This is a genomic window from Catellatospora methionotrophica (assembly GCF_011297335.1).
In the GTDB taxonomy this organism is placed as follows: Bacteria; Actinomycetota; Actinomycetes; order Mycobacteriales; family Micromonosporaceae; genus Catellatospora; species Catellatospora methionotrophica.
Genome location: NZ_JAAOTJ010000001.1, coordinates 81070 through 100051, shown reverse-complemented (window position 1 = coordinate 100051; position 18982 = coordinate 81070). Strand labels below are relative to the sequence as shown.

Here is an 18982-nt window from a genome sequence, read left to right as displayed (position 1 = left end):
GGCGGGGCAGGTCAGAAGGACACCGCTGACACCGTCAGGATCGCCCCGGCCAGGACCGCGGTCGCCCTGGCCCGGTGCGTCACCCGACGGTCGAGCAGCGCGGCACCGCGAGTGTCGACGTGACCTTGGAGATCGCGCCTGGCGGCGCGCCCTGGTGGTCGCAGTTCCTCGCCCAGCACGCGCACCAGGTGTCCCGGATGGACGTAAGCGTCGCGCCCGACGAGTACCCCGAGGCGAGGTCGCTCGCCCTGGCCGTCAGGACCGCGGCCGAGGCGCCCTATCCCACGTCGCCCACGCTGATGGGACGGCTGCTGTGCATCGAGGCGATGCGCGGTGCCGCCTGCGGCCCCGGCCGGGAGAGGCGTGAACTCCTCGGCGACCGGCTGCCGACCGGGCGACCTCTACTGTCAGCGATCGCTTAGCCGGACGGCGTGCGCCGCGTCGCGCACGTCGGGGACGGGATGCGTCCGCAGGCTGCGGACCAGCCCGCGGTAGGGCTCGGCGAACCCGACCGAGACCCCGAGCCGGCACAGCGCCGCGGCTGCCAGGCCGCCCGCGAGATCGCCCCGATCGCGCAGCCGCCGGGCGAGGCGAGGAGCCCGTTCCCGGGTCCAGTCCCGGCGCAGCGCCGCCGCGCGGATGTCCTCGGCGACGGAGGCGGCCGCCGCGGGCCGGTCGGTCAGCCGGTCGCACGCTTCGATGATGCCGTCCTCACCGGTGACCTCGACCAGCAGCCTCACCGCCTCGACGAGTAACGGGTCGTGGTCGGCCGCGTGCCGGGCCGCGTCGGCGGCCGCGTCGAGGTCGAAGCCGGACGGGTCGCCGCGGACGGCGCTGGCGACCGCCGACAGCAGGGACTGCGCGTGCCGCAGCGGGATCCGGTCACGCTCCGGGTCGTCGCCCGGGTCCGCCCGGTCCAGGTCGACGAGGCGGTGCAGGGCGTCGCCGAGAGTCGTGTACCCGGCGCCTGCACGCAGCAGCGTCACGAGGGCGGCGATGGCGTACCGCGCCGGCCCGGTCGGGGAGAGATCGAGCAGGCCCGCCATGATCGCAGAGTCGAGATCGGCAGCCCAGGGTGCCCACATCGGCACGCACGCCCACGCATGCTCGGCTGCCTTCGGGTCGGTGCTGCGGCAACCGGCCAATATCAGCGACGCGTACCGGGTCCGGGCGCTGTCCGGAAGCAGCATCGGCTGCGCGGCGCCGACCGCGACGATGGACGCGTACTCCCCGGACTCGACGGCCCCGGTCAGGATCCGCCAGGCGTCGGGCTCGTCCGGCCGCTGGCGAGCCACGCCCACGAGTGCGGCGCGCACGTCGCGGTGCGCGTCCGGGCGGCGCCACTCGGCGTACACGATGGACGAGGCCTGCGGTACGCCGAAGTCGGCGGCGAGCCGTGCGATCTCCTTGCGGCTGGTGACCTTGAGCGGGCCGGCCAGCGCGGCCGCGACGATCTCACCGAGCCGGCTCGCCGGGACGAACCGGGCCGCCCGGCGCATCGCGTAGACGGCGACCCGCGCACGGTCGTCGCCGGTATGTGCCATGAGCAGCGGCAGCGCGTCCGCAGGCCGGTCGGTCCACGGCAGCGCGCCCAGCGCCGCCTCGGCCAGCGCCACGTCGGGGGAGCCGTGCCAGCGCTGCACGGCGGCCCAGCCGAGGTCCGGCACCACCGCCGCGGACCGGATCGCCGCACACCGGGCGTTGACACTCGCTCCGGCATCGGCCGCGACCTTGCCCAGCAGCTCCACGTACCGGGCGCGGTGGTGTGGCAGCCATCGCCGCACGTGACCGGCATGGCCCGGAACCCAGCGCGGCCCCTTCGCGATGAACGCGCCCGCGGGCGCTCTCGTGCCGAAGGCCAGATCCAGCAGGTCGGTACGCCGAGCACTCACGATCTGCCAGACCGGATACAACGCGATCGTGGAGGGGTCGCCGCGCAGCACCTCTTCGACACGGGTGTCGCGGTGTGCCGGATCGGCCAGCCACAGCTCGACCGCGTCGCGCACGACAGACGAGGGCCGGCCGTCGCGGATCGTCACGCGCAGCAGCTCCTGCAGCTCCGGCAGGTGGTAGGCCCGGCGCCCGAGGGCTGCGGTGAAGCGGAGCAGCAGCGCGTACCTGTTGCGGCGCACACCGTTGGCGATCCACTCCCGTACGGCGGCGAATGCCTGCTGTTCCTGCCCGCGCCGCAGCTCGAACCGGCCGAGGTGGGGCAGCCGGTCGTCGCCGAAAAGCGCCTCCAGCCACAGCAGCGCGGGCTGGGAGAGCGCCGCGTCGTCGGCATGGGTGGCCAGCACCCCGAGCGCCACCCGCGCAACGGCGGAGCGCGTCGCCCCCGACGCGTCGCGGGCCGCCAGCGCGTCAGCGAAGACGGTCGTCAGCGTGTCGACCGCCGCCGCCTCGATCAACCGGGTCGGTACCGCCGCCAGGGCGGCGAGGGCACGGGAGCGCACCGGATCCTGCTCGTTGCGCAGCCGCTCGAGCAGCCGCGCGGCCTCGGTGACGACTCCGGGTTCGGCCGAGCGTGCCGCGCACCGCACGATGTTCTCGTAGGCGTAGGCCCGCTCGTCGGCCACCGGGGACCGGGTCGCCGTCAGCAGCGTCGGCTGGGCTTGCTCCCAGGGCAGGAATGCGGTGAGGCGCACCTGGTCGGCCGTGGACTGTACGCGTTCCAGCGCCAGCATGCGACGGGCTTCGGCCACTCGGCGCTGCCACGGCAACACCTCCAGGAGCGCGTCCGCGACGGTCGCCTGGTCCCGGTCGACCCCCGCGTACGCGCCGTCGAAGATCTCGCTCCGCCGGCTCGGCGCCAGCCGCGTCAGCAGCTCCGGCAGCCGCCCGGCCTCCCGCAGCCGGACCGCGAGCCTGATGATCTGGTCGTCGGGCAGCACCGAGAGCGCCTGCAGTAGCGCACGCGACAGAGGAGCGCGGCGCATACACTGCGCCCGCCCGCGGTCGAGCAGCAGATCCAGAAACCTCTGCGGGTACGCCCTGGCCAGCCGTGCATGGGCCGTGGAGTGCCCCGGCAACGTGGTCGCCGGGGCGTACTCGGCCAGCAGATCCAGCACCGCCAGGGGATGCTCGCGGGCGGCCCCGAAGACGCCGAAACCGACCCACCCCCACCAGCTGGTGCGCTGGGACTCCGGTAGCCGGGCGAGCTGCCGCCGGGCCTCGGCCAGGGCCTGTTCGGGGTGGGCAACGGCCGTGGCGTGCCAGGCGCTGCCCATGCCCAGTTCCGGCAGCAGCCGCGCCACCGTCTGCGGTGCGCAGGCGGGCAGCAGGCGGCTCGCCTCCCCGCTGCCGAACCTCGACGCCACCCTGTCGACGAGGACGTCTGCCAGTCCGGGCGTCCGCCGTCGGCTCCGCTTGCGCCGCAGATGGGTGTACACCACCTGGCGTATCGCATACGGCGCGTCATCCATCAGCAGCGCCACCTCTTCGTGGTCCACGCGGCCGCTGTTCAGCCACGATTTGACCGCTCGGGCACGGATCGCATCGTCGGCGTCGGCGAGGAAGGGACGCAGCGCTTCGACGTCACGGGCCGTTCCGGCCAGGAACACCGCCATGTCGCGCGCGAAGCTGTCGCCCCTGCCCACCTCTGCCACCAGCGTGCCGAGCTGCGGTGTCCCCTCCAGCTGCCGGGCGTGTCGGGCGAGCAGGCGCATGCGCTGGGGATAGGAGAGCTTGCCGATGGAGTGCAGGAGGGCGCGGGCGCTGGTCACGGCAGGTATTCTGCCTGGCCGCAGGCGAGCTCGCGGCCCCGGTCCGCCGCCAACTGCCTGACTAGGTCCCTGCCACCAGCGGTGTCATGCACCGACGCCGCCGTGACCAGAACCAGCAGCAGCCCCAACGTGTCCACCGCGACATGCCGCTTCCGGCCCTTGATCTTCTTCGCGGCATCCACACCATGGCCGGACTCGGCCACGTTCGACGACGTCTTCACGCTCTGGTCCACGATCTCCCGCAGATCGTGAACCGGCGGCCTGATCCCCAGCCCACCACGAGCCGCCCGCCACCCCGTCAACAACGGCTCGATCAATGCCCAGCGTTCATCAGACAGATCGGAGGGATAGGGCCGAGCACGGCGCGAAGTCGTCACGACCCGCTGTAGTACCAGCCTCACCAGAAATGTTGGGACCTTCGCACCCGACACCCACCCCACCGAACACAACATCACCAACCCGTACCAGTCGCCCTCGTAGGGCTAGCTGCGCCCTTTCTCCGAGACGGGACGCTGCTCGCGGGCTGCTGACGCGTTGCTCCAGGACGCGAGAAAGTGGACGGCCTGTTCGGTGGCGCTTGCCGGCTCCCAGGTGTAGGTGATGATCGTCAGGTCGGGGTCTGCGGGCAGGTGAAGGGCCTCACCGGTGAGTTCGAGGTCCCCGGCGACGGCGTGGTGCATCGTCTTGGTCGCGGTGTGGTGCAGTTTCACGTTGTGGGTGGCCCACCAGGTCCGGAACGCCTCGCTGCGGGTGCTCAGCTCGCCGACCAGGTCGGTCAGGGCGCGGTCGTAGGGGTTCCGCCCGGCGTAGGTGCGCAGGGCGGCGACGCTGTCGGCGGCCACTGTGCGCCAGGCGGGGTAGAAGTTCTGGGCCCGGGGGTCGAGAAACATGTAACGGGCGAGGTTGAACACGCCGCTCGCGCCGATCGCGTCGGCGAACAGGGCCCGCCCCAGCCGGTTGAGGGCCAGGACGTCCATCCGGCCGTTGCGGACGTACGCGGGCGCGTTGATCGTGTCGAGGATGCGCTGCACGCCCGGCCGCACTGTCGTCCGGTTCGTTCCACGTCGAGGTGTCTGGCCGGAGTGTGACGTGTTGGCGGTTTCGGCGAGGTCGAACAGGCGGGTGCGTTCGGCCTCGTCGAGTCGCAGCGCACGGGCCAGCGAGTCGAGGACCGGCTGTGAGACGCCGGTGAGGTTGCCGCGCTCCAGGCGCGTGTAGTAGTCGCTGCTCATCCCGGCGAGCATCGCGACCTCTTCGCGGCGCAGGCCCTTGACCCGACGGCGGCCGCCGAACAACGGCACCCCCGCCTGGTCGGGGGTGAGACGCTCACGACGGGACGTGAGGAAGTCGCGGACCTCGTCGTTGTTGCTCATGCCTTCGACCCTAGATCCGGGCCCGGCCGGTAGGGAGGCACTGGCGTTACCGGGTAAGACCGTCACTGCCTAGCCGGGCCGAAACGCGGTTGGCTGAGAGGAGCAGGTTCGACAACGTTGGAGGAGGATCTCATGGCGGCGCAGAACCGATTGATCACGCTCAACAACGGTGTGCAGATGCCGATCCTGGGCTTCGGCGTCTTCCAGGTCCCCGACGAGCACACCGAACAGGTCGTCACCGACGCGCTCGCCGCCGGCTACCGGGCTCTGGACACGGCCGCCTCGTACGGCAACGAAGAAGCCGTCGGCCGCGCGATCGCGGCCAGCGGCATCCCGCGCGCCGAACTGTTCGTGACCACGAAGATGTGGATTCAGCACACTGGTGAGGACACCGCCCGGCGGGAGTTCGACCAGTCCCTGCGCAAGCTGGGCCTGGACTACCTCGACCTGTACCTGATCCACCAGCCGCTGGGCGACTACTACAGCTCGTGGCGGGCGATGCAGAAGCTGCACGGCGAGGGCCTGAGCCGGGCGATCGGCGTGTCGAACTTCTACCCCGACCGCCTCGTCGACCTCATCCTGAACAACGACGTAACCCCGGCGGTCAATCAGATCGAGACCCACCCGTTCTTCCAGCGACACACCGACCAGCGGGTCATGGCCGAGCATGGCGTTCAGATCGAGTCGTGGGGTCCGTTCGCCGAGGGCAAGAACGACCTGTTCACCAACCCGGTCCTGGCCGGAATCGGTGCCGCGCACGGCAAGTCGGTCGGGCAGGTCGTCCTGCGCTGGCTGACCCAGCGCGACGTGATCGTCATCCCGAAGTCGGTCCGCCCCGAACGGATGGCCGAGAACCTCGACATCTTCGACTTCGACCTCACCGACGACGAGATGGGCGCGATCGCCGCCCTCGACGGCGGCGAGTCGCTGTTCTTCGACCACCGCGACCCGGAGAAGGTCACATGGCTCGGCGGACGCCGAGTCGACTGATCCGCCCGCACCACACCGAAACCAGCGAGGAACATCATGCGCAACGCACATCTCGGCCCGCTCGAAGTCTCCCGGATCGGCCTCGGCGCGATGGGCATGTCCCACGGCTACACGGGCGCCGGCACCGACGACGCCGAGTCGATCCGCACCATCCACCGCGCCCTCGACCTCGGCGTCAACCTCATCGACACCGCCGAGATTTACGGCCCCTACACCAACGAGGACCTCGTCGGGCGAGCGCTCAAGGGCCGCCGGGACCGGGTCGTCCTGTCCACCAAGTTCGGGCTCGTCGCCCACGACGGCCGCGGCCCGTGGACCGTGGACAGCAGCCCGGCCAACATCCGCCTCGCCGTCGAGGGCTCGCTGCGCCGCCTGGGCACCGACCACATCGACCTCTATTACCAGCACCGCGTCGACCGGCAGACCCCGATCGAGGACACGATGGGTGCCCTGGCCGAACTCGTCCAGCAGGGCAAGATCGGCCATGTCGGCCTGTCCGAGGCGTGGACCGACACGATCCGCCGCGCCCACGCCGTGCACCCGGTCACCGCGCTGCAGTCGGAGTACTCGCTGTGGACCCGTGACCAGGAAGAGATCCTGCCGCTGCTGCGCGAGCTGGGGATCGGGCTGGTGGCGTACTCGCCGCTGGGCCACGGGTTCCTCACCGGGACCCTGCGCACCGCGGCCGACATCGAGCGGCTCGACGACAGCGACTTCCGCAAGAACAACCCGCGTTTCACCGGCGAGAACCTCGCACGCAACCTGGCCATCGCCGACGAGGTGCAGGCGGTCGCCGACCAGGTCGGCGCGACCCCGGCCCAGGTCGCGCTGGCCTGGCTGCTGACCCGAGGCGGTGACGTCGTGCCCATTCCCGGCACCAAGCGGGTGCACCGGGTCGAGGAGAACACCGCCGCCGACGCCGTCGAACTCACCGCGGACCAGATCAGCGTGCTCGACCGTCTCGCCCCGGCAGAGGGCGGCCACCACACCGACGCGCAGATGCAGATGATCGAGCGCTAGCCGCACCGGACCGCCGGTACACCGACGATCTGCCTGGGAGGAACCACGTGCACAGCATCGCCATTGGTCGCCGGGCCCTGCTGCGCCTGAGCGGAGCGGGAGCACTCGGCACAGCGGCCACGGCCGCGCTGGCAGGGTGCGGGGCCGATGCGCCACCGCCGCCGGCGACCAGCGCGCAACCAGGCGGCACCGCCAGCCCGGACGGGCAGCCCAGGGTGCTGCTGGCGTACTTCTCCCGTGCCGGATGGAACTACGCCGACGGAGGCCGCACCTTCCTCAAGGTCGGCAACACCGCAGCGCTCGCGGAGATCATCAGCAAGCTGATCAGGTGCGACACGCATCGCATCCAGGCTGCCGAACCGTACTCCGACGACTACGACGCCACCGTGGCCCGCAACGTACGCGAGCAGAACGCCGACGCCCGCCCGGCCATCGCCGACCCGCTGCCGTCGATCACCGAGTACGACACGGTGCTGCTGGCCAGCGGTATCTGGAACGTACGCGCTCCGATGATCATGTCGACGTTCGCGGACGGCTACGACTTCAGCGGCAAGACGGTGTACCCGGTCACCACCTACGCCATGAGCGGCCTGGGCACCACCGAGCGCGACTACGCCGCCTCGTGCCGGGGTGCTGACGTCGGCGCCGGGCTAGCCGTACGCGGCGAGCAGGTCAATCAAGCACAGGCCGCCGCCGAGACGTGGCTGCGGCGCAGCGGGCTGCTCACCTGACCAGGTCGCCTGGTCCGAGACGGTCATCGCCGCCGGCGTGCCTGGTCAGCCCGTGACCAGGACGTGCGAGCGGTGGAGGGAGTAGACCGCTGCTATGTCAGCCCCGGGTTTCGCGGAGGACCTGCCACTGCTGCCATGCGAGCTCGGGTTCGAGGTCGGCGTAGCCGCGGCCGCGCTCAAGGTTCTTCGCATCGGCGTGGGTCATCATCATGCAGGCGCCTTCGTCGGTGAGGCGCTGCACCTCCTCGCGGTGCAGGTGCCTGCCGGCCTTCTCTTCGGCGGCCGTGAGGAGGGCCACCAGCGGTGGGATGAAAACGGGGCGAAGGTCGCTGCGCCGATCTGCTCGGCCTCCTTCGGCGCCCAATCGCCAGGTGCCGAAGGGATTGTGGCAGGGGTGGCCCTGCGGGTAGCCGCCGTCTGGCCAGCGCTCCAGCCGTCGGCGGGGGGTCTGCGCGTCAGGGCTGAACGTGTCGCCGCTGACCAGGACGGGGTCCTCCGCCAGCTGGTACACGTTGAGTGAGCCGAGCAGCTGGTTGGCCTCGGCGGGTGGAGCCTCGACCTGTGCATCCGGCAGCCCGAATGCGTGCATACCGCAGGATCGCGACACGCCGCGGTCCTGCAGCACCACCACCGCGCAGCGGTAGAGCATCCACGGGTCACGGCTGTCGAGGGCCTGCACCCAGCGCTCGACAGGCCAGCCCAGCTTCGACTGTTCGAGTCGCACGCCCAGCGCCCCGGCCTCGCCCAGCGCGGCGATCAGCGTCGCTGTTTCACCCGGCACCGTGTCGAGGTGAACCGGCAGGTCAAGGACCAGGGCGCTGCCGGCCTGGGCGATGGCGGCTTGCTCCTGCGCCGACATCGTGCCGTAGCCGAACGCCGGGCCGAACGAGCCGTCGTTCTCGACGACCTCGGCCGGGGTGGGAAAGCTGAGAGTCTTCGATGTGATCCCTCGGCCGTCGAGCGTCAGACCTGCGCGTCCGAGTGAGTCCTGCCATTGGGCCATCGTTGCGGCACTTCCCGGCACGAGCAGTTGCACACCATGAACGCGATCGTCTGTCATGCCGCGCAGGTTAGTACCCGCGCTGACCGGTCGATACAGGTCCCCCTGCGCCGGTCATGCCCGCCATCGCCCGGCAAGGCGGCGCGTTGCCGGCGTCGGGCCGAGCGATCCGAAGACGATGACAGGCGTGAATGTATTGTGCTACGGTTCGCGTACAAGTGACGGGATTCGGCATGTATACGGTGGGCGTCTGCATCGACGAGGCGTATTTCGTGCCGGCGCTGACCACGTTGACCTCCCTGGCCGACAGCCAGCCCGCCGGTGACCTCAAGTCCGTGGGCGTGCGTGTGTTGACCGCCGACTTGAGCCGGGGCCGCGCCGAGACGATGGCCTCGGTGGTCGCTCGGCTGGGATTCGGGTCGTTCGACATCGCCTGGCATCGCACCGACCGGTGGCAGGTGGTGAGCTGCGATCACATCTCCGCCACCACCTACCTGCGCTTCGCGTTCACCGCTGACTTCGTCGGCGACGACCATCTGATCTATCTGGACGGCGACCTGGTCGTGCTCGGCGACCTCGCCACACCGCTGGACGGCCTCGGCCCTAGCCGGCTGGCTCTGGTCCAGGACGAACTCGTGGCGACGGTGGGCCGGGGCGCGGCACTGCCGGGCGTGGCGGACCGGTGGCCCGCGTTCCGGGGCCGGCCCTACTTCAACGCGGGGGTGATGTGGTGCCCGACCAGCCTGCTGAGCGGCTTGAATCGGTCGATCACCCGGATCATGGCCGGAGCCGGGCAGCACATCCACTTCAACGACCAGGACGCGTTGAACCTGTGGGCTCTGCACGGCAGCGCTGTCGTGCCCGCCCCGCCTGCCTACAACCGCTTCGAGCTGGACCGGTTCGAAGACGGTGCCCAGAGCCGGGCCCGCGAGGGCACCCCGGTGGTGCTGCACTTCGTCGGCCCGGACAAGCCGTGGCAGCCGACCTGCCCCGACACCGAGGGTGTACGCCTCTACCGCAGCTACCTGCGACAGGCGGCAAGCCTGGTCAGCCGGGCCAAGGACCCGACAGCGGGGATCCGTTGGCAGTGACCGTGTGCGTGCCCACCCACCGGGGTCGTCTGCGCCATGTCAGCGAGCTGCTGGCCTCGCTGCTGGTCGCCGCACGCGCGGTCGACGCGCCGGTGGAGATCATCGTGGTGGACGACTCGCCCGAGCCGGAGTTCCAGGCGCTGCGTTGTCGGTGCGTCCAGCTGGGCGTGCGTCACCTGCGCGGGCCGCGGGCCGCTGGCGCCAAACGCAACCTGGCCGTCCGGGCCGCCAGCCATGACGTGCTGCTGTTCGTCGACTCGGACTGCGTGGCCACACCTGAGCTGATCGTCGGCCATCTCGCCGCGCTGGCCGGTGCACCCGCCGACGTGGCCGGGGTCGCCGGGGCCACCATCTGGTCAGGTGACCGGACGCCACTGTGGCAGATCCTGGACTTCAGCCGGCTCTACCAGAACGCAGGCGATGTGGCCGCCCGCTACACCCAGGTCGGCTGGGGCACGACCAGCAATCTGTGTGTACGCCGGGAGGCGTTCGTCCGGTTGGGCGGGTTCGACGAGGGGGCGTTCACGGTGGTGGGCGGTGAGGACGTCGATCTCGGCGTACGCGCCTGCGATCAGGGGTACCGCTGGCTGACCTGCGCGCGGGCCGCCGTGCTGCATCAGCGGGACGCGGCCGGGCGGTGGAGCCAGGTGCTGGCCAAGCAGTTCACGTACGGCCGGGCCGATGTGTTCCTGTCCTCGCGTCATCGCCATCGCCGGACCTGGCGCGCCAACCCGGTCGCGATCAGCCTCATGGCCATGGTGTTCGCGGTGGCGGGTGTCCGCACGGGACTGCCGCCGTGGGTCCTGCTCGGGGCAGCGGTGCCGGTGCTGGTCGCGTTGCCGCGCACCGGGCCGCAGCTGGTACGCCGGTGGGGTGGTGCACTGGTCGATCTTGCCTTCGACGCGGGCATCACCTGGGAGGCGCTGCGCCAGGGGCGACCGGTGTCGGCGGTGTGCACCTTCGTCTACACCGACGACCGGGAGTTCCTGCCGGGTCGGGCAGCGACGCGGGCCTGAGCCGTGTTCGCCGTCGGCTTGTGCATCGACACCGCGTACCTCCTGCCCTCGATGGTGACCCTGATCTCGCTGGCCGACGCTTCCCCCGACCGGGCGTCGACGGCGATCAGGGTGCTGACACCCGACCTGTCGCGCACCGATGCGGCCACGATGGCGGCGATCGTGCGCTTCCTGGGTTTCCGGTCCTTCGACGTGCGGTGGGTCAGGCCGGGCTGGCGGGTCGTGGACGGCTCCTACATCTCGACGGCCACCTATCTGCGGTTCGACTTCGCCCCGGACTTCGTCGGCCGCCCCCACCTGGTGTATCTGGACAGCGACGTGCTGGTGCTGGGAGACCTCACCAGCCCGCTGGGCGCGCTCGCCCGTGGCCGGATCGGACTGGTACGCGACCTGTTCAACCACTCCGTGGGTGCCGGGCCGGCACTGCCGGGGGTGGCCGACCGCTGGCCCGCGTTTCGGGGCCGCCCGTACTTCAACGCCGGCGCGATGTGGTGCCACACCGCGGAACTGGCCCGGCTGCGCACCGGCGTGGCCCGGATCATGCGCCACGATGGGCAGCACATCCACTACAACGACCAGGACGCGCTCAACCTCTGGGGACTGCGTGACGACTCGGTCCAGCCGCTGCCGCCGGAGTTCAACACCTTCGAGGTCGACCGGTTCGCCGAACTCGGCGACTGGGTGCATCCGATCGTCGCCGCTGCCACCGTGCCGTCGTCGCCGGTGGTGCTGCACTTCGTCGGCGCGGAGAAGCCCTGGCTGGCCACCTGCCCGTCCACGCCGGCGGTCGGCCTGTATCGCCGTCACCTGCGACACGCCCGCCGGCTGGCCCGCTGGTGATCCCGGCGAGGGCGCTGCCGAGGGCTCGGTGACGGGGTTTCGAGTAGTCCACTACCTGCCCGCCACTCCCATCCCCGTGCCACCGTTCGTGGATGCTGCGCGTACGGGCCGACGGCCGATCGAAGGACCCAGCGGCGGGCGATCGGGCACCGGCCTGGCGTCGCGTGCTGAAACCCTGGCGGACGCCCGCCGGGACCCGGTGGATCGCGCTGGCCACGGTGCTGGTGCTCGCCGCCGGAGCAGGCTGGTGGTGGTTCGGTCGCGCGGACGAGACCGCACCGAACGCCTGGGACCGCCTGTACGGCCAGCTCTCCGCCGATGGCACGGTCAGCCTGGACCTGGCCCGGCAGGCGTTCACGCTCGCCTACACTCCGCTGCCCGGGGTCGAGAAGCCACCGGGGGAGTTCGGCCCGGCCCGGTCCACCTCGGACGCGGCCGCCTGGATCCTGTCCCACTGGAACGAGCTGACCGGCGCGGAGCAGGCCATCGTGGCCGACGCGCTGGGACTGTCCGGCACCGGGCCGGTCGTCAACGGCATGCGCCTGGCGGCGGCGTCCGCGCCGCAGGTCCGCTGGGACTGCCCGCAGCGGGCCGGCCTGCGGATCAGCGAGGCCAAGACCGACGAGTACGCCGCCGTGGTGCCGGGGGTGAAGGCCGAACTCGCCAGGCTGCTCGGGGCCGATTTCACCGCGGCGGTGATCGTCTGCCGCGCCGACAACGACAAGGACGAGTTCGGGCAGGACATCCTCGCCGACACCCTGGGCCAGTACCTGCCCGACGGCAGCTACCGCTGCCGGGTGACGGTGTTCAAGGGCGGTCAGGCGTACCAGGGCACGGCCCGGCTGGCCATCTTCGTGCACGAGCTCACCCACTGCCTGTTCCGGCAGATCGCCGTGGACCGCCGCGACGCCAACGGCTTCGTCGCGATCCCGCCGTGGATCGACGAGGGACTGAACCAGTGGGTGACCTACCGGGTGGTCGGGGCGACGCCTGACCTCACCGCGACGCTGGCGGGATACGCCGCCGAGCCCGGCCGGCCCGTCTTCCAGCGCTCCTACACGGCGCTGGGCTTCTTCGGCTACGCCGAGCAGGTCTGGCCGGGCCTGCAGGAGCGGGTCAAGGACATCGTCGGGGTGGCGGGCGAGGACTACAGCATGGCCGCGTACATCGCCACGATCGGCGCCGGGTCGGAGAACTTCCTCGCCGGGTTCGCGTCGAGCTTCACCGGCGACGCCGGTCGCGGCCCGGCCTGGTGGGTGAACATGCCGGGGCTGGGCTCGCACGGCGCACCGGCCGACGCCCAGGCCGTGACGAACGAGGGCGGCCCGGCCGCCGCCGCGTCGCAGCCCTACGCCGCGGGCCTGGTCCGGCTGGCGTTCAGCGCGGATGTGGTGATGCTGAGCCAGCCGCAGGGCAGCGGCCCGATCTGGGGCCGGTTCGGTGCCGACCCCGGCATCGACCTGCCCCTGCATCAGGCCGCGCAGTTCGTCTACTGCGCCAGGCCGGGCGGCTGCCAGTGTCCCGACGGCTACCGGCCCGACCTGAACTTCATCCCGATCGGGCAGCAGGCCTGGCTGACCGTCACCGGTGCCGACCAGCCCGCTGTCGCCGCGGCGACCGGCCTGAGCCTGGACCGGTTCTGCCGGGAGAAGCCGAAACCGAAACCGATGCGCGCCGGGCGCTGGGACGCCGGCGCCGCCGACCCCAACGCCCCGGGTGGGCCCGGAGCCAAGGACGGGCTCGGCGACGACAAGGCCGAGGTGCGCTGCACCGGCTGCGGCGGGTCGACCACCGACCCGCACCTGAACACCTACGACGGCCACTACTACGACCTGCAGTCGGTGGGGGAGTACACGCTCACCGCCAGCCCGGACGGCCAGCTGGAGGTGCAGTCGCGCACCGCGCCGGTCGCCGGATCGACCACGGCGGCGATCAACGTGGCGTTCGCGATGCGGGTCGGGGCCGACCGGGTCGGCTTCACCGGCGACGCGGGCGCGATCACGGTCCGGGTCAACGGCACCGTCACCGAGGTCGGTGCAGGCGGCCTGCGGCTGCCCGGCGGCGGGCAGCTGCGGCGCGGCCCGCAGACCTATTTGCTGACCTGGCCGGACGGCTCGCAGGCGTGGGTGTTCGCCGTCCAGGCGAGCCTGACCGTGCAGGTCGGCCCGGCCCCGGAGCATCGCGGCCGGATGCGGGGCCTGCTCGGCGACTTCGACGGCGACAAGCGCGGCGACCTGAAACTGCGCGACGGCACGACACTGACCGATCCGTCCTTCGCCGACATCCACGGCCGGCTCGTCGACAGCTGGCGGGTTACCGAGCAGACGACGCTGTTCGACTACGGGCCGGGGCAGAGCACCGCCACCTTCACCGACCCGGACTTTCCGAGCGGCCCGGTGACCGCGCAGAACTCCCCTGACCGGGCTGCCGCCGAGCAGGCCTGCCGCGCGGCCGGGGTCACCGACCCGGTGCAGCTGGCCAACTGCGTCGTCGACGTCGGCGTCACCGGCGACACCGGTTACGCCACCGGCGCCGCGGCGCTGCAGCGTTTCCTGGCCGACACGGTGCGCTCGGGCCAGACCCTCGGCGACGGGCGGTTCGCCGGTGGCGACATCGGCTCGGCGCAGCAGCGGGACCGGTTCCCGCTGGCGCTGGGCGCGGCGCGCTGGTTCTACGTGTCCGGCTGGACCGGACCGGGCCCCGGCTGCGACCAGTCGTTGTCGATCAGCCTGGTCGGCGTCAGCAACGACCACCGGCCCTGCACCGGCGGCACCATCCGGTTCGAGGTCCCCGACCCCAAGGCGGACTACCGCCTGGAAGTCGTCGGCGTGGACGGCAAGAAGGGCCGGTACCAGTTCGAACTGGTCACGATCAAGGTCCGGGAGCTGGCCGCCAGGATCGGTGAGCGGGTCACCGGCCGGATCGACGTGCCGGGCCGGATGGACCTCTACGCCCTCGACCGTGCCGCGGCGGGCAAGGCGCGGTTCACCGACACCCCCGACTGCGCGGCCGGGATCTGGTACGAGGTGCTGAACCTGGACACCGGAAAGGTCGAGGTCGGGGCACGCCCGTTCTGCGGACCGGTCGAGTTCGTACCGGCGGATCCGGCGGCCCGGTACGGGCTGGGCATCACTCAGGTCGACCTGTCCACCGCGGACTACACCTTCACCGTCCCACCAGGCTGACGCGCCACGGACCGCTGCCGCAGGTCGAGTACCCGATTACTCGCGACCGGCCGTGGTCGTGGTCGGACCATGGTGCGCGGCGAGGTCGTCACCGGCCCGCCTGAGGATTGACACAAGGAGCACATGTTGATGACGAGGACAGCGGCAGCGGGCACGGTGAGCCTGCTGGCACTGACGATGACGCTGGCCGGATGCGTGCCGGGTACGCCCGGAGCGAACCCGCAGATCCCCGCTTCGGCACCCGCGCCGGCTGACTCACCCGACAGCGGCGGCGGGGCCGGGCCGCAGTCTTCGGGCAGCGCACGGCCGTCGCAGCCGAAGGTGGCGAAGACGGGCACGTGGGTGGTCACCAACAGCGAGGGGCGGATGGTGCGCGCCGGGGGAAGCAGCTCCTTCAGCAAGATCAGTACGGGGCGGTGGGAGATGACGTTCACCACCGACGTCCGCGACTGCGCGTACGTCGCCACCGTCGCCGATCCGGCGAACAAACTGGTGTACACGCCGGGCACGGTGTTCACCGCAGGCGGGCACAAGAAGCCCGAAGGCGTCTACGTCGAGACCAAGAACATGCAGGGCGGGCTGGCCGACCTGCCGTTCCATCTGTCGGTGCAGTGCGGCGACGGCGGTCGCTGGGCGGTCGTCGACGCCGCCGGGGCCACGGTGCGATCGGCGGGGGCCAGCGGTACGCGCAGGCTCGGCGCGGGCCGCTACGAGGTGACGTTCGGCTCCGACGTGAAGGGCTGCGCGTACACGGCCTCCGTCGGTGATCCGAACAACGAGCTCGTCTACACGCCCGGTCTGGTCTTCACCGCAGGTGGCCACGACGGCCCGAACGGCGTCTACGTCGAGACGAAGAACCTGCAGGGCGGCCTGGCCGACATGCCGTTCCACCTGGCCGTACGGTGCGAGGGCCGCTTCGCCGTCGTCGACGGCACGGGCAGGGCGGTGCGTTCGGCGGGGATGAGCGGTGTGCGCAGGCTCGGCCCGGGCCGCTACGAGGTGACGTTCGGCTCCGACGTGAAGGGCTGCGCGTACACGGCCACCGTCGGCGATCCGAAGAACGACCTGGTGTACGCGCCGGGCCTGGTCTTCGCCGCCGGTGGCCACGACGGACCCAAGGGCGTCTACGTCGAGACGAAGAACATGCAGGGCGGGCTGGCCGACCTGCCGTTCCACCTGGCCGTCACCTGCTGATCCACGACGGGCGCCGGTGTGACACCGGTGCCCGTCACGGCGGCTCCAGCAGGTCCCGGAACCGGGCCCGCGCGCTCACCCCGGTCTTGGCCCCGGCCCGGTACACGTGGCCCTCGACGGTGCGCACCGACACGAACAGCCGCTCGGCTATCTCCCGGTTGGACAGCCCCGCCGCGGCCAGGGTGATCACTTCGCGTTCACGTTCGCTCACCGGCAGCGGCCGGGCCGCCGCCACCAGCGCGGGCGTACGCAGACCCCCGGTCGACGCCGCGATCCGGTGGGCGCGGGCGGCGGCCCCCGCCGCCGAGCCGTGGCGGCCCCGCTCGGCCCACAGCACTGCCGCCTGCGCCGCGGCGTCGGCCGCTGCCACGAGTTCCCCGGCCTGCTCCCAGGCCGTGGCCGCCGCGTCCAGCCGGGCCGGGTCCCCGCCGGACAGCGCCGCCGCGTGCGCCGCCGCCAGCGCCACGCGCGGCCCCTGCACCAGCCGCGACAGTTCAGCGAGCCGCTGCGCGGCGTCCCGGTCGCCGAAGCCGACGGCCGCCTGCAGTGCGCCCACCTCGTACGCGGCCATCCCGTGCGCTGCCGCCGCGGCCGCCGCCTCCCGGGCTGTCGCGCGGGCCCGGCTGACCGCACCGGTGGCCGCGAGCACCCACGCCCGCGCGAGCGCCTCGGCCGGGACCAGGAACCCGAGGGTGGCGTGCCGGCCAGCCGCGGCGTCGGCCAGCCGCGCCGACGCCGCGGCCGCGTCCCCGGCCATGGCCTCAGCCTGCGCGAGCAGTACGAGGTTGGTGTAGCCCCAGCCGCCCGCGTCACCGAATGGCACCAGCGCGGACCGGGCGTCGCGCAGCAGCGGCAGCGCCGACCCCAGCCTGCCCTGCGCCATCGCGACGAACCCGGCCAGGACGGTGGCGATCTCCCTGCCGAACACCATCTCGCCCGACGTGCGCCGGAACTCCTCGGCGATCGCGGCGGCCTCGCCCAGGTAGCCGGCCGCCACGAGGCCGTGCGTCCACAGCCCCGTCATCGGGATCGCGTAGAACGCCAGCTCCGGGGACTGTGCCGCGGCGGCCAGGGCCCGCTGGGCCACCGCCTGGATCTCGTCGGCCCGCCCCGCCGAGCCGAGCGCGATGACCAGCCCGGAACAGCCCAGCAGCACCGCCTCATCGGGCACGTCCGCGCCGGTCAGGGCCGCTTCGGCGGATGCCATGGCCTGCTGCGGGCGGCCGCCCTGGCCGTCCAGCAGCGCCCGTATCGCGAGCAGCCGCGACGCCGCCCTCGGTGCGGTGACCCGCCGCTCGGCCTCGGCCAGCGCGGACGCCGCCTGCAGTGGCTGGGCCGCGGTGAACGCCAGGTGCAGCACCTGCCCGACGGCCGCGGTGGCCACCTCGTCGTCGGAGGCGGCGAGCCGGATCAGTGCCGCGAACTCCTCCTCGGCACGCTCGTACCGTGCCATTCCCACCAGCGAAGCCGTGACCAGCTGCTGCGCGGCGTAGCCGCCCCCGGCTGCCACGCCCGCCCGGCCCAGCCGCTCAGACAGGTTCAGGTCACACAGCTGCGCGGCCTGCCGTCCGGCCGCGACGAACAGGTCGCGGTCCGGGTCTAGATCGGAGTCCAGCAGCAGCACCGCCCGGCGTAGCACGTCGTGGCCGGGCAGCGCACCCGCGATCGCGCCGCGCAGCCGCCGCGCCCGCAGCGTGCCCAGCGCCGCGCGGCACGCCTCGGCGTACAGCGGGTGCGCCAGCCGGGCGGTCAGCTCCCCGTCCTCGACGGCGACCGTGACGACACCGCGCTGCTCGGCGGCTTCGACAGCGGCCGGGTCGGCGAGCCCGGCCAGCACGGCGACAGCGAGCGGTTCGGCCAGCGCCAGCAGGTCCGTCACCGCCTTCTCGGCCGGGGACAGCTCGCCCATCGCCGCGCCGACGAGTTCGGTCAGGCCCGGGGGCAGTTCCGGCCGGCCGGTCCAGTGCCAGACGCCGCGGTCGGCGTACAGGCGTCCGGCGGCGGCCTCGGCGGTGACGAGGTGGCGCAGGTAGAGGACGTTGCCGCGGGTGAGTTCCCACAACCGGCGGATGTCGGCCTCGGCCACCGTTGCGCCGAGCACGTTGTCGAGCAGCCGCGCGGTGTCCTCGATCGGCAGCGGCCCGAGATCCACCCGTTGCAGGTATCCGTCCTTCCACAGCGCGGTGACCAGGTCCGGTGCCGGTTCGCCGGTGCGCACCGTGAGCAGCAGCCTGGCCTGGCGCTGCACGGCGAGCTGGTGCAGCAGCAGCGCGGAAACGTCGTCGAGCTGGTGGGCGTCGTCGACGGCGATGACCAGCCGTTCCGGCGGGGTGCCGGCGGCCAGGGCCTGCGCGGCGCGTCGCAGCAGCAGGCTCGGATCGGCGTCGGAGGCGGTGACCAGCGCGCCGAAGGCACCCAGCGGCAGGGCCCGCGCGGCCGAGCTCGCGGCGGCCCAGCGGGTGACCGCGCCCCGCTCCGCCGCCTCGGCCAGCGCGGCACGGGCCAGCCGGGACTTGCCGAATCCCGCCGCGCCGGCGAGCACGACCCCGTACCCGTCCGGGCCGCGCAGCAGTGCCGCGATCTCGCGCAGCTGCGCCTCACGCCCCGTGAACGGCCATCGATCCGCCATCGGCGCATCCTACGGACGCCGTGCCCGATCCGCATGCCGGTCCCTGGCCCCGGTCCTTACCTGCGCAAACGCTGGTCGTCACCCTGGTCCCGATGTTTCTGAGCCGGGCGCTCGGGCGGCGGCTCTACAAGTGGCCGACCGCTGTCAACCTCGGCGCGACCGCCGGGACGTTCACCACGACCGCGTCCATC

Annotated in this window: 13 protein-coding genes and 1 pseudogene; 9 read left to right on the top strand and 5 right to left on the bottom strand. The window is 72.2% G+C overall.

What is annotated here, in order from left to right; genetic code table 11:
• The first annotated feature begins 74 nt into the window (after window positions 1–74).
• Window positions 75–422, top strand: a complete 348-nt coding sequence (locus HAV40_RS00505) for a hypothetical protein (RefSeq protein ID WP_166377857.1) — start codon at window positions 75–77, stop codon at window positions 420–422.
• Here the strand turns inward: HAV40_RS00505 and HAV40_RS00500 are convergent.
• From HAV40_RS00500 to HAV40_RS00490, 3 genes and pseudogenes are all read right to left on the bottom strand, one after another.
• On the bottom strand, window positions 408–3722 hold the full coding sequence (locus tag HAV40_RS00500; protein ID WP_166377855.1) for a hypothetical protein: 3315 nt from the start codon (window positions 3720–3722) through the stop codon (window positions 408–410). The genes HAV40_RS00505 and HAV40_RS00500 overlap by 15 nt on opposite strands.
• Window positions 3723–3763: 41 nt before the next feature.
• Window positions 3764–4099: pseudogene (locus HAV40_RS39035) on the bottom strand (transposase); the annotation flags it as partial.
• Window positions 4100–4204: 105 nt separating this feature from the next.
• The gene (locus HAV40_RS00490) at window positions 4205–5095 is read right to left on the bottom strand and encodes a helix-turn-helix transcriptional regulator (protein ID WP_166377853.1); all 891 of its coding nucleotides are present in this window, start codon (window positions 5093–5095) and stop codon (window positions 4205–4207) included.
• Between the two features lie 132 nt (window positions 5096–5227).
• On the opposite strand from HAV40_RS00490, the gene HAV40_RS00485 reads away from it, so the two are divergent.
• Genes HAV40_RS00485 through HAV40_RS00475 form a run of 3 tightly spaced genes read left to right on the top strand, consistent with a single transcriptional unit; the run spans window position 5228 to window position 7836 of the window.
• Complete coding sequence (locus HAV40_RS00485; RefSeq protein WP_166377851.1) at window positions 5228–6085, top strand: aldo/keto reductase; 858 nt, start codon at window positions 5228–5230, stop codon at window positions 6083–6085.
• 36 nt (window positions 6086–6121) lie between these two features.
• Window positions 6122–7105: an aldo/keto reductase gene (locus HAV40_RS00480; protein ID WP_166377849.1), complete on the top strand. Its 984-nt coding sequence runs from the start codon at window positions 6122–6124 to the stop codon at window positions 7103–7105.
• A 47-nt stretch (window positions 7106–7152) separates the two neighbouring features.
• The gene (locus HAV40_RS00475; protein ID WP_203671256.1) at window positions 7153–7836 is read left to right on the top strand and encodes a flavodoxin; all 684 of its coding nucleotides are present in this window, start codon (window positions 7153–7155) and stop codon (window positions 7834–7836) included.
• A 97-nt stretch (window positions 7837–7933) separates the two neighbouring features.
• Here HAV40_RS00475 and HAV40_RS00470 read toward each other — a convergent pair whose 3' ends face one another.
• Window positions 7934–8896, bottom strand: a complete 963-nt coding sequence (locus HAV40_RS00470) for a DUF4261 domain-containing protein (protein ID WP_166377847.1) — start codon at window positions 8894–8896, stop codon at window positions 7934–7936.
• A 173-nt stretch (window positions 8897–9069) separates the two neighbouring features.
• Here HAV40_RS00470 and HAV40_RS00465 point away from each other — a divergent pair, with 173 nt between their 5' ends.
• From HAV40_RS00465 to HAV40_RS00445, 5 genes are all read left to right on the top strand, one after another.
• Window positions 9070–9927: a glycosyltransferase family 8 protein gene (locus HAV40_RS00465; RefSeq protein ID WP_166377845.1), complete on the top strand. Its 858-nt coding sequence runs from the start codon at window positions 9070–9072 to the stop codon at window positions 9925–9927.
• Entirely contained in the window at window positions 9924–10943 is a 1020-nt protein-coding gene (locus tag HAV40_RS00460; protein WP_275413479.1) for a glycosyltransferase family 2 protein, read from the top strand. The genes HAV40_RS00465 and HAV40_RS00460 overlap by 4 nt, the downstream gene beginning before the upstream one ends.
• A 3-nt stretch (window positions 10944–10946) precedes the next feature.
• Entirely contained in the window at window positions 10947–11783 is an 837-nt protein-coding gene (locus tag HAV40_RS00455) for a glycosyltransferase family 8 protein (protein WP_166377841.1), read from the top strand.
• Between the two features lie 164 nt (window positions 11784–11947).
• Window positions 11948–14968 (top strand): VWD domain-containing protein, encoded by a 3021-nt coding sequence (locus HAV40_RS00450; protein ID WP_166377839.1) that lies wholly within the window; start codon window positions 11948–11950, stop codon window positions 14966–14968.
• 129 nt (window positions 14969–15097) lie between these two features.
• Complete coding sequence (locus tag HAV40_RS00445) at window positions 15098–16162, top strand: hypothetical protein (RefSeq protein WP_166377837.1); 1065 nt, start codon at window positions 15098–15100, stop codon at window positions 16160–16162.
• Window positions 16163–16196: 34 nt separating this feature from the next.
• Here HAV40_RS00445 and HAV40_RS38780 read toward each other — a convergent pair whose 3' ends face one another.
• The gene (locus HAV40_RS38780; RefSeq protein ID WP_166377835.1) at window positions 16197–18791 is read right to left on the bottom strand and encodes a helix-turn-helix transcriptional regulator; all 2595 of its coding nucleotides are present in this window, start codon (window positions 18789–18791) and stop codon (window positions 16197–16199) included.
• Window positions 18792–18982 lie beyond the last annotated feature (191 nt).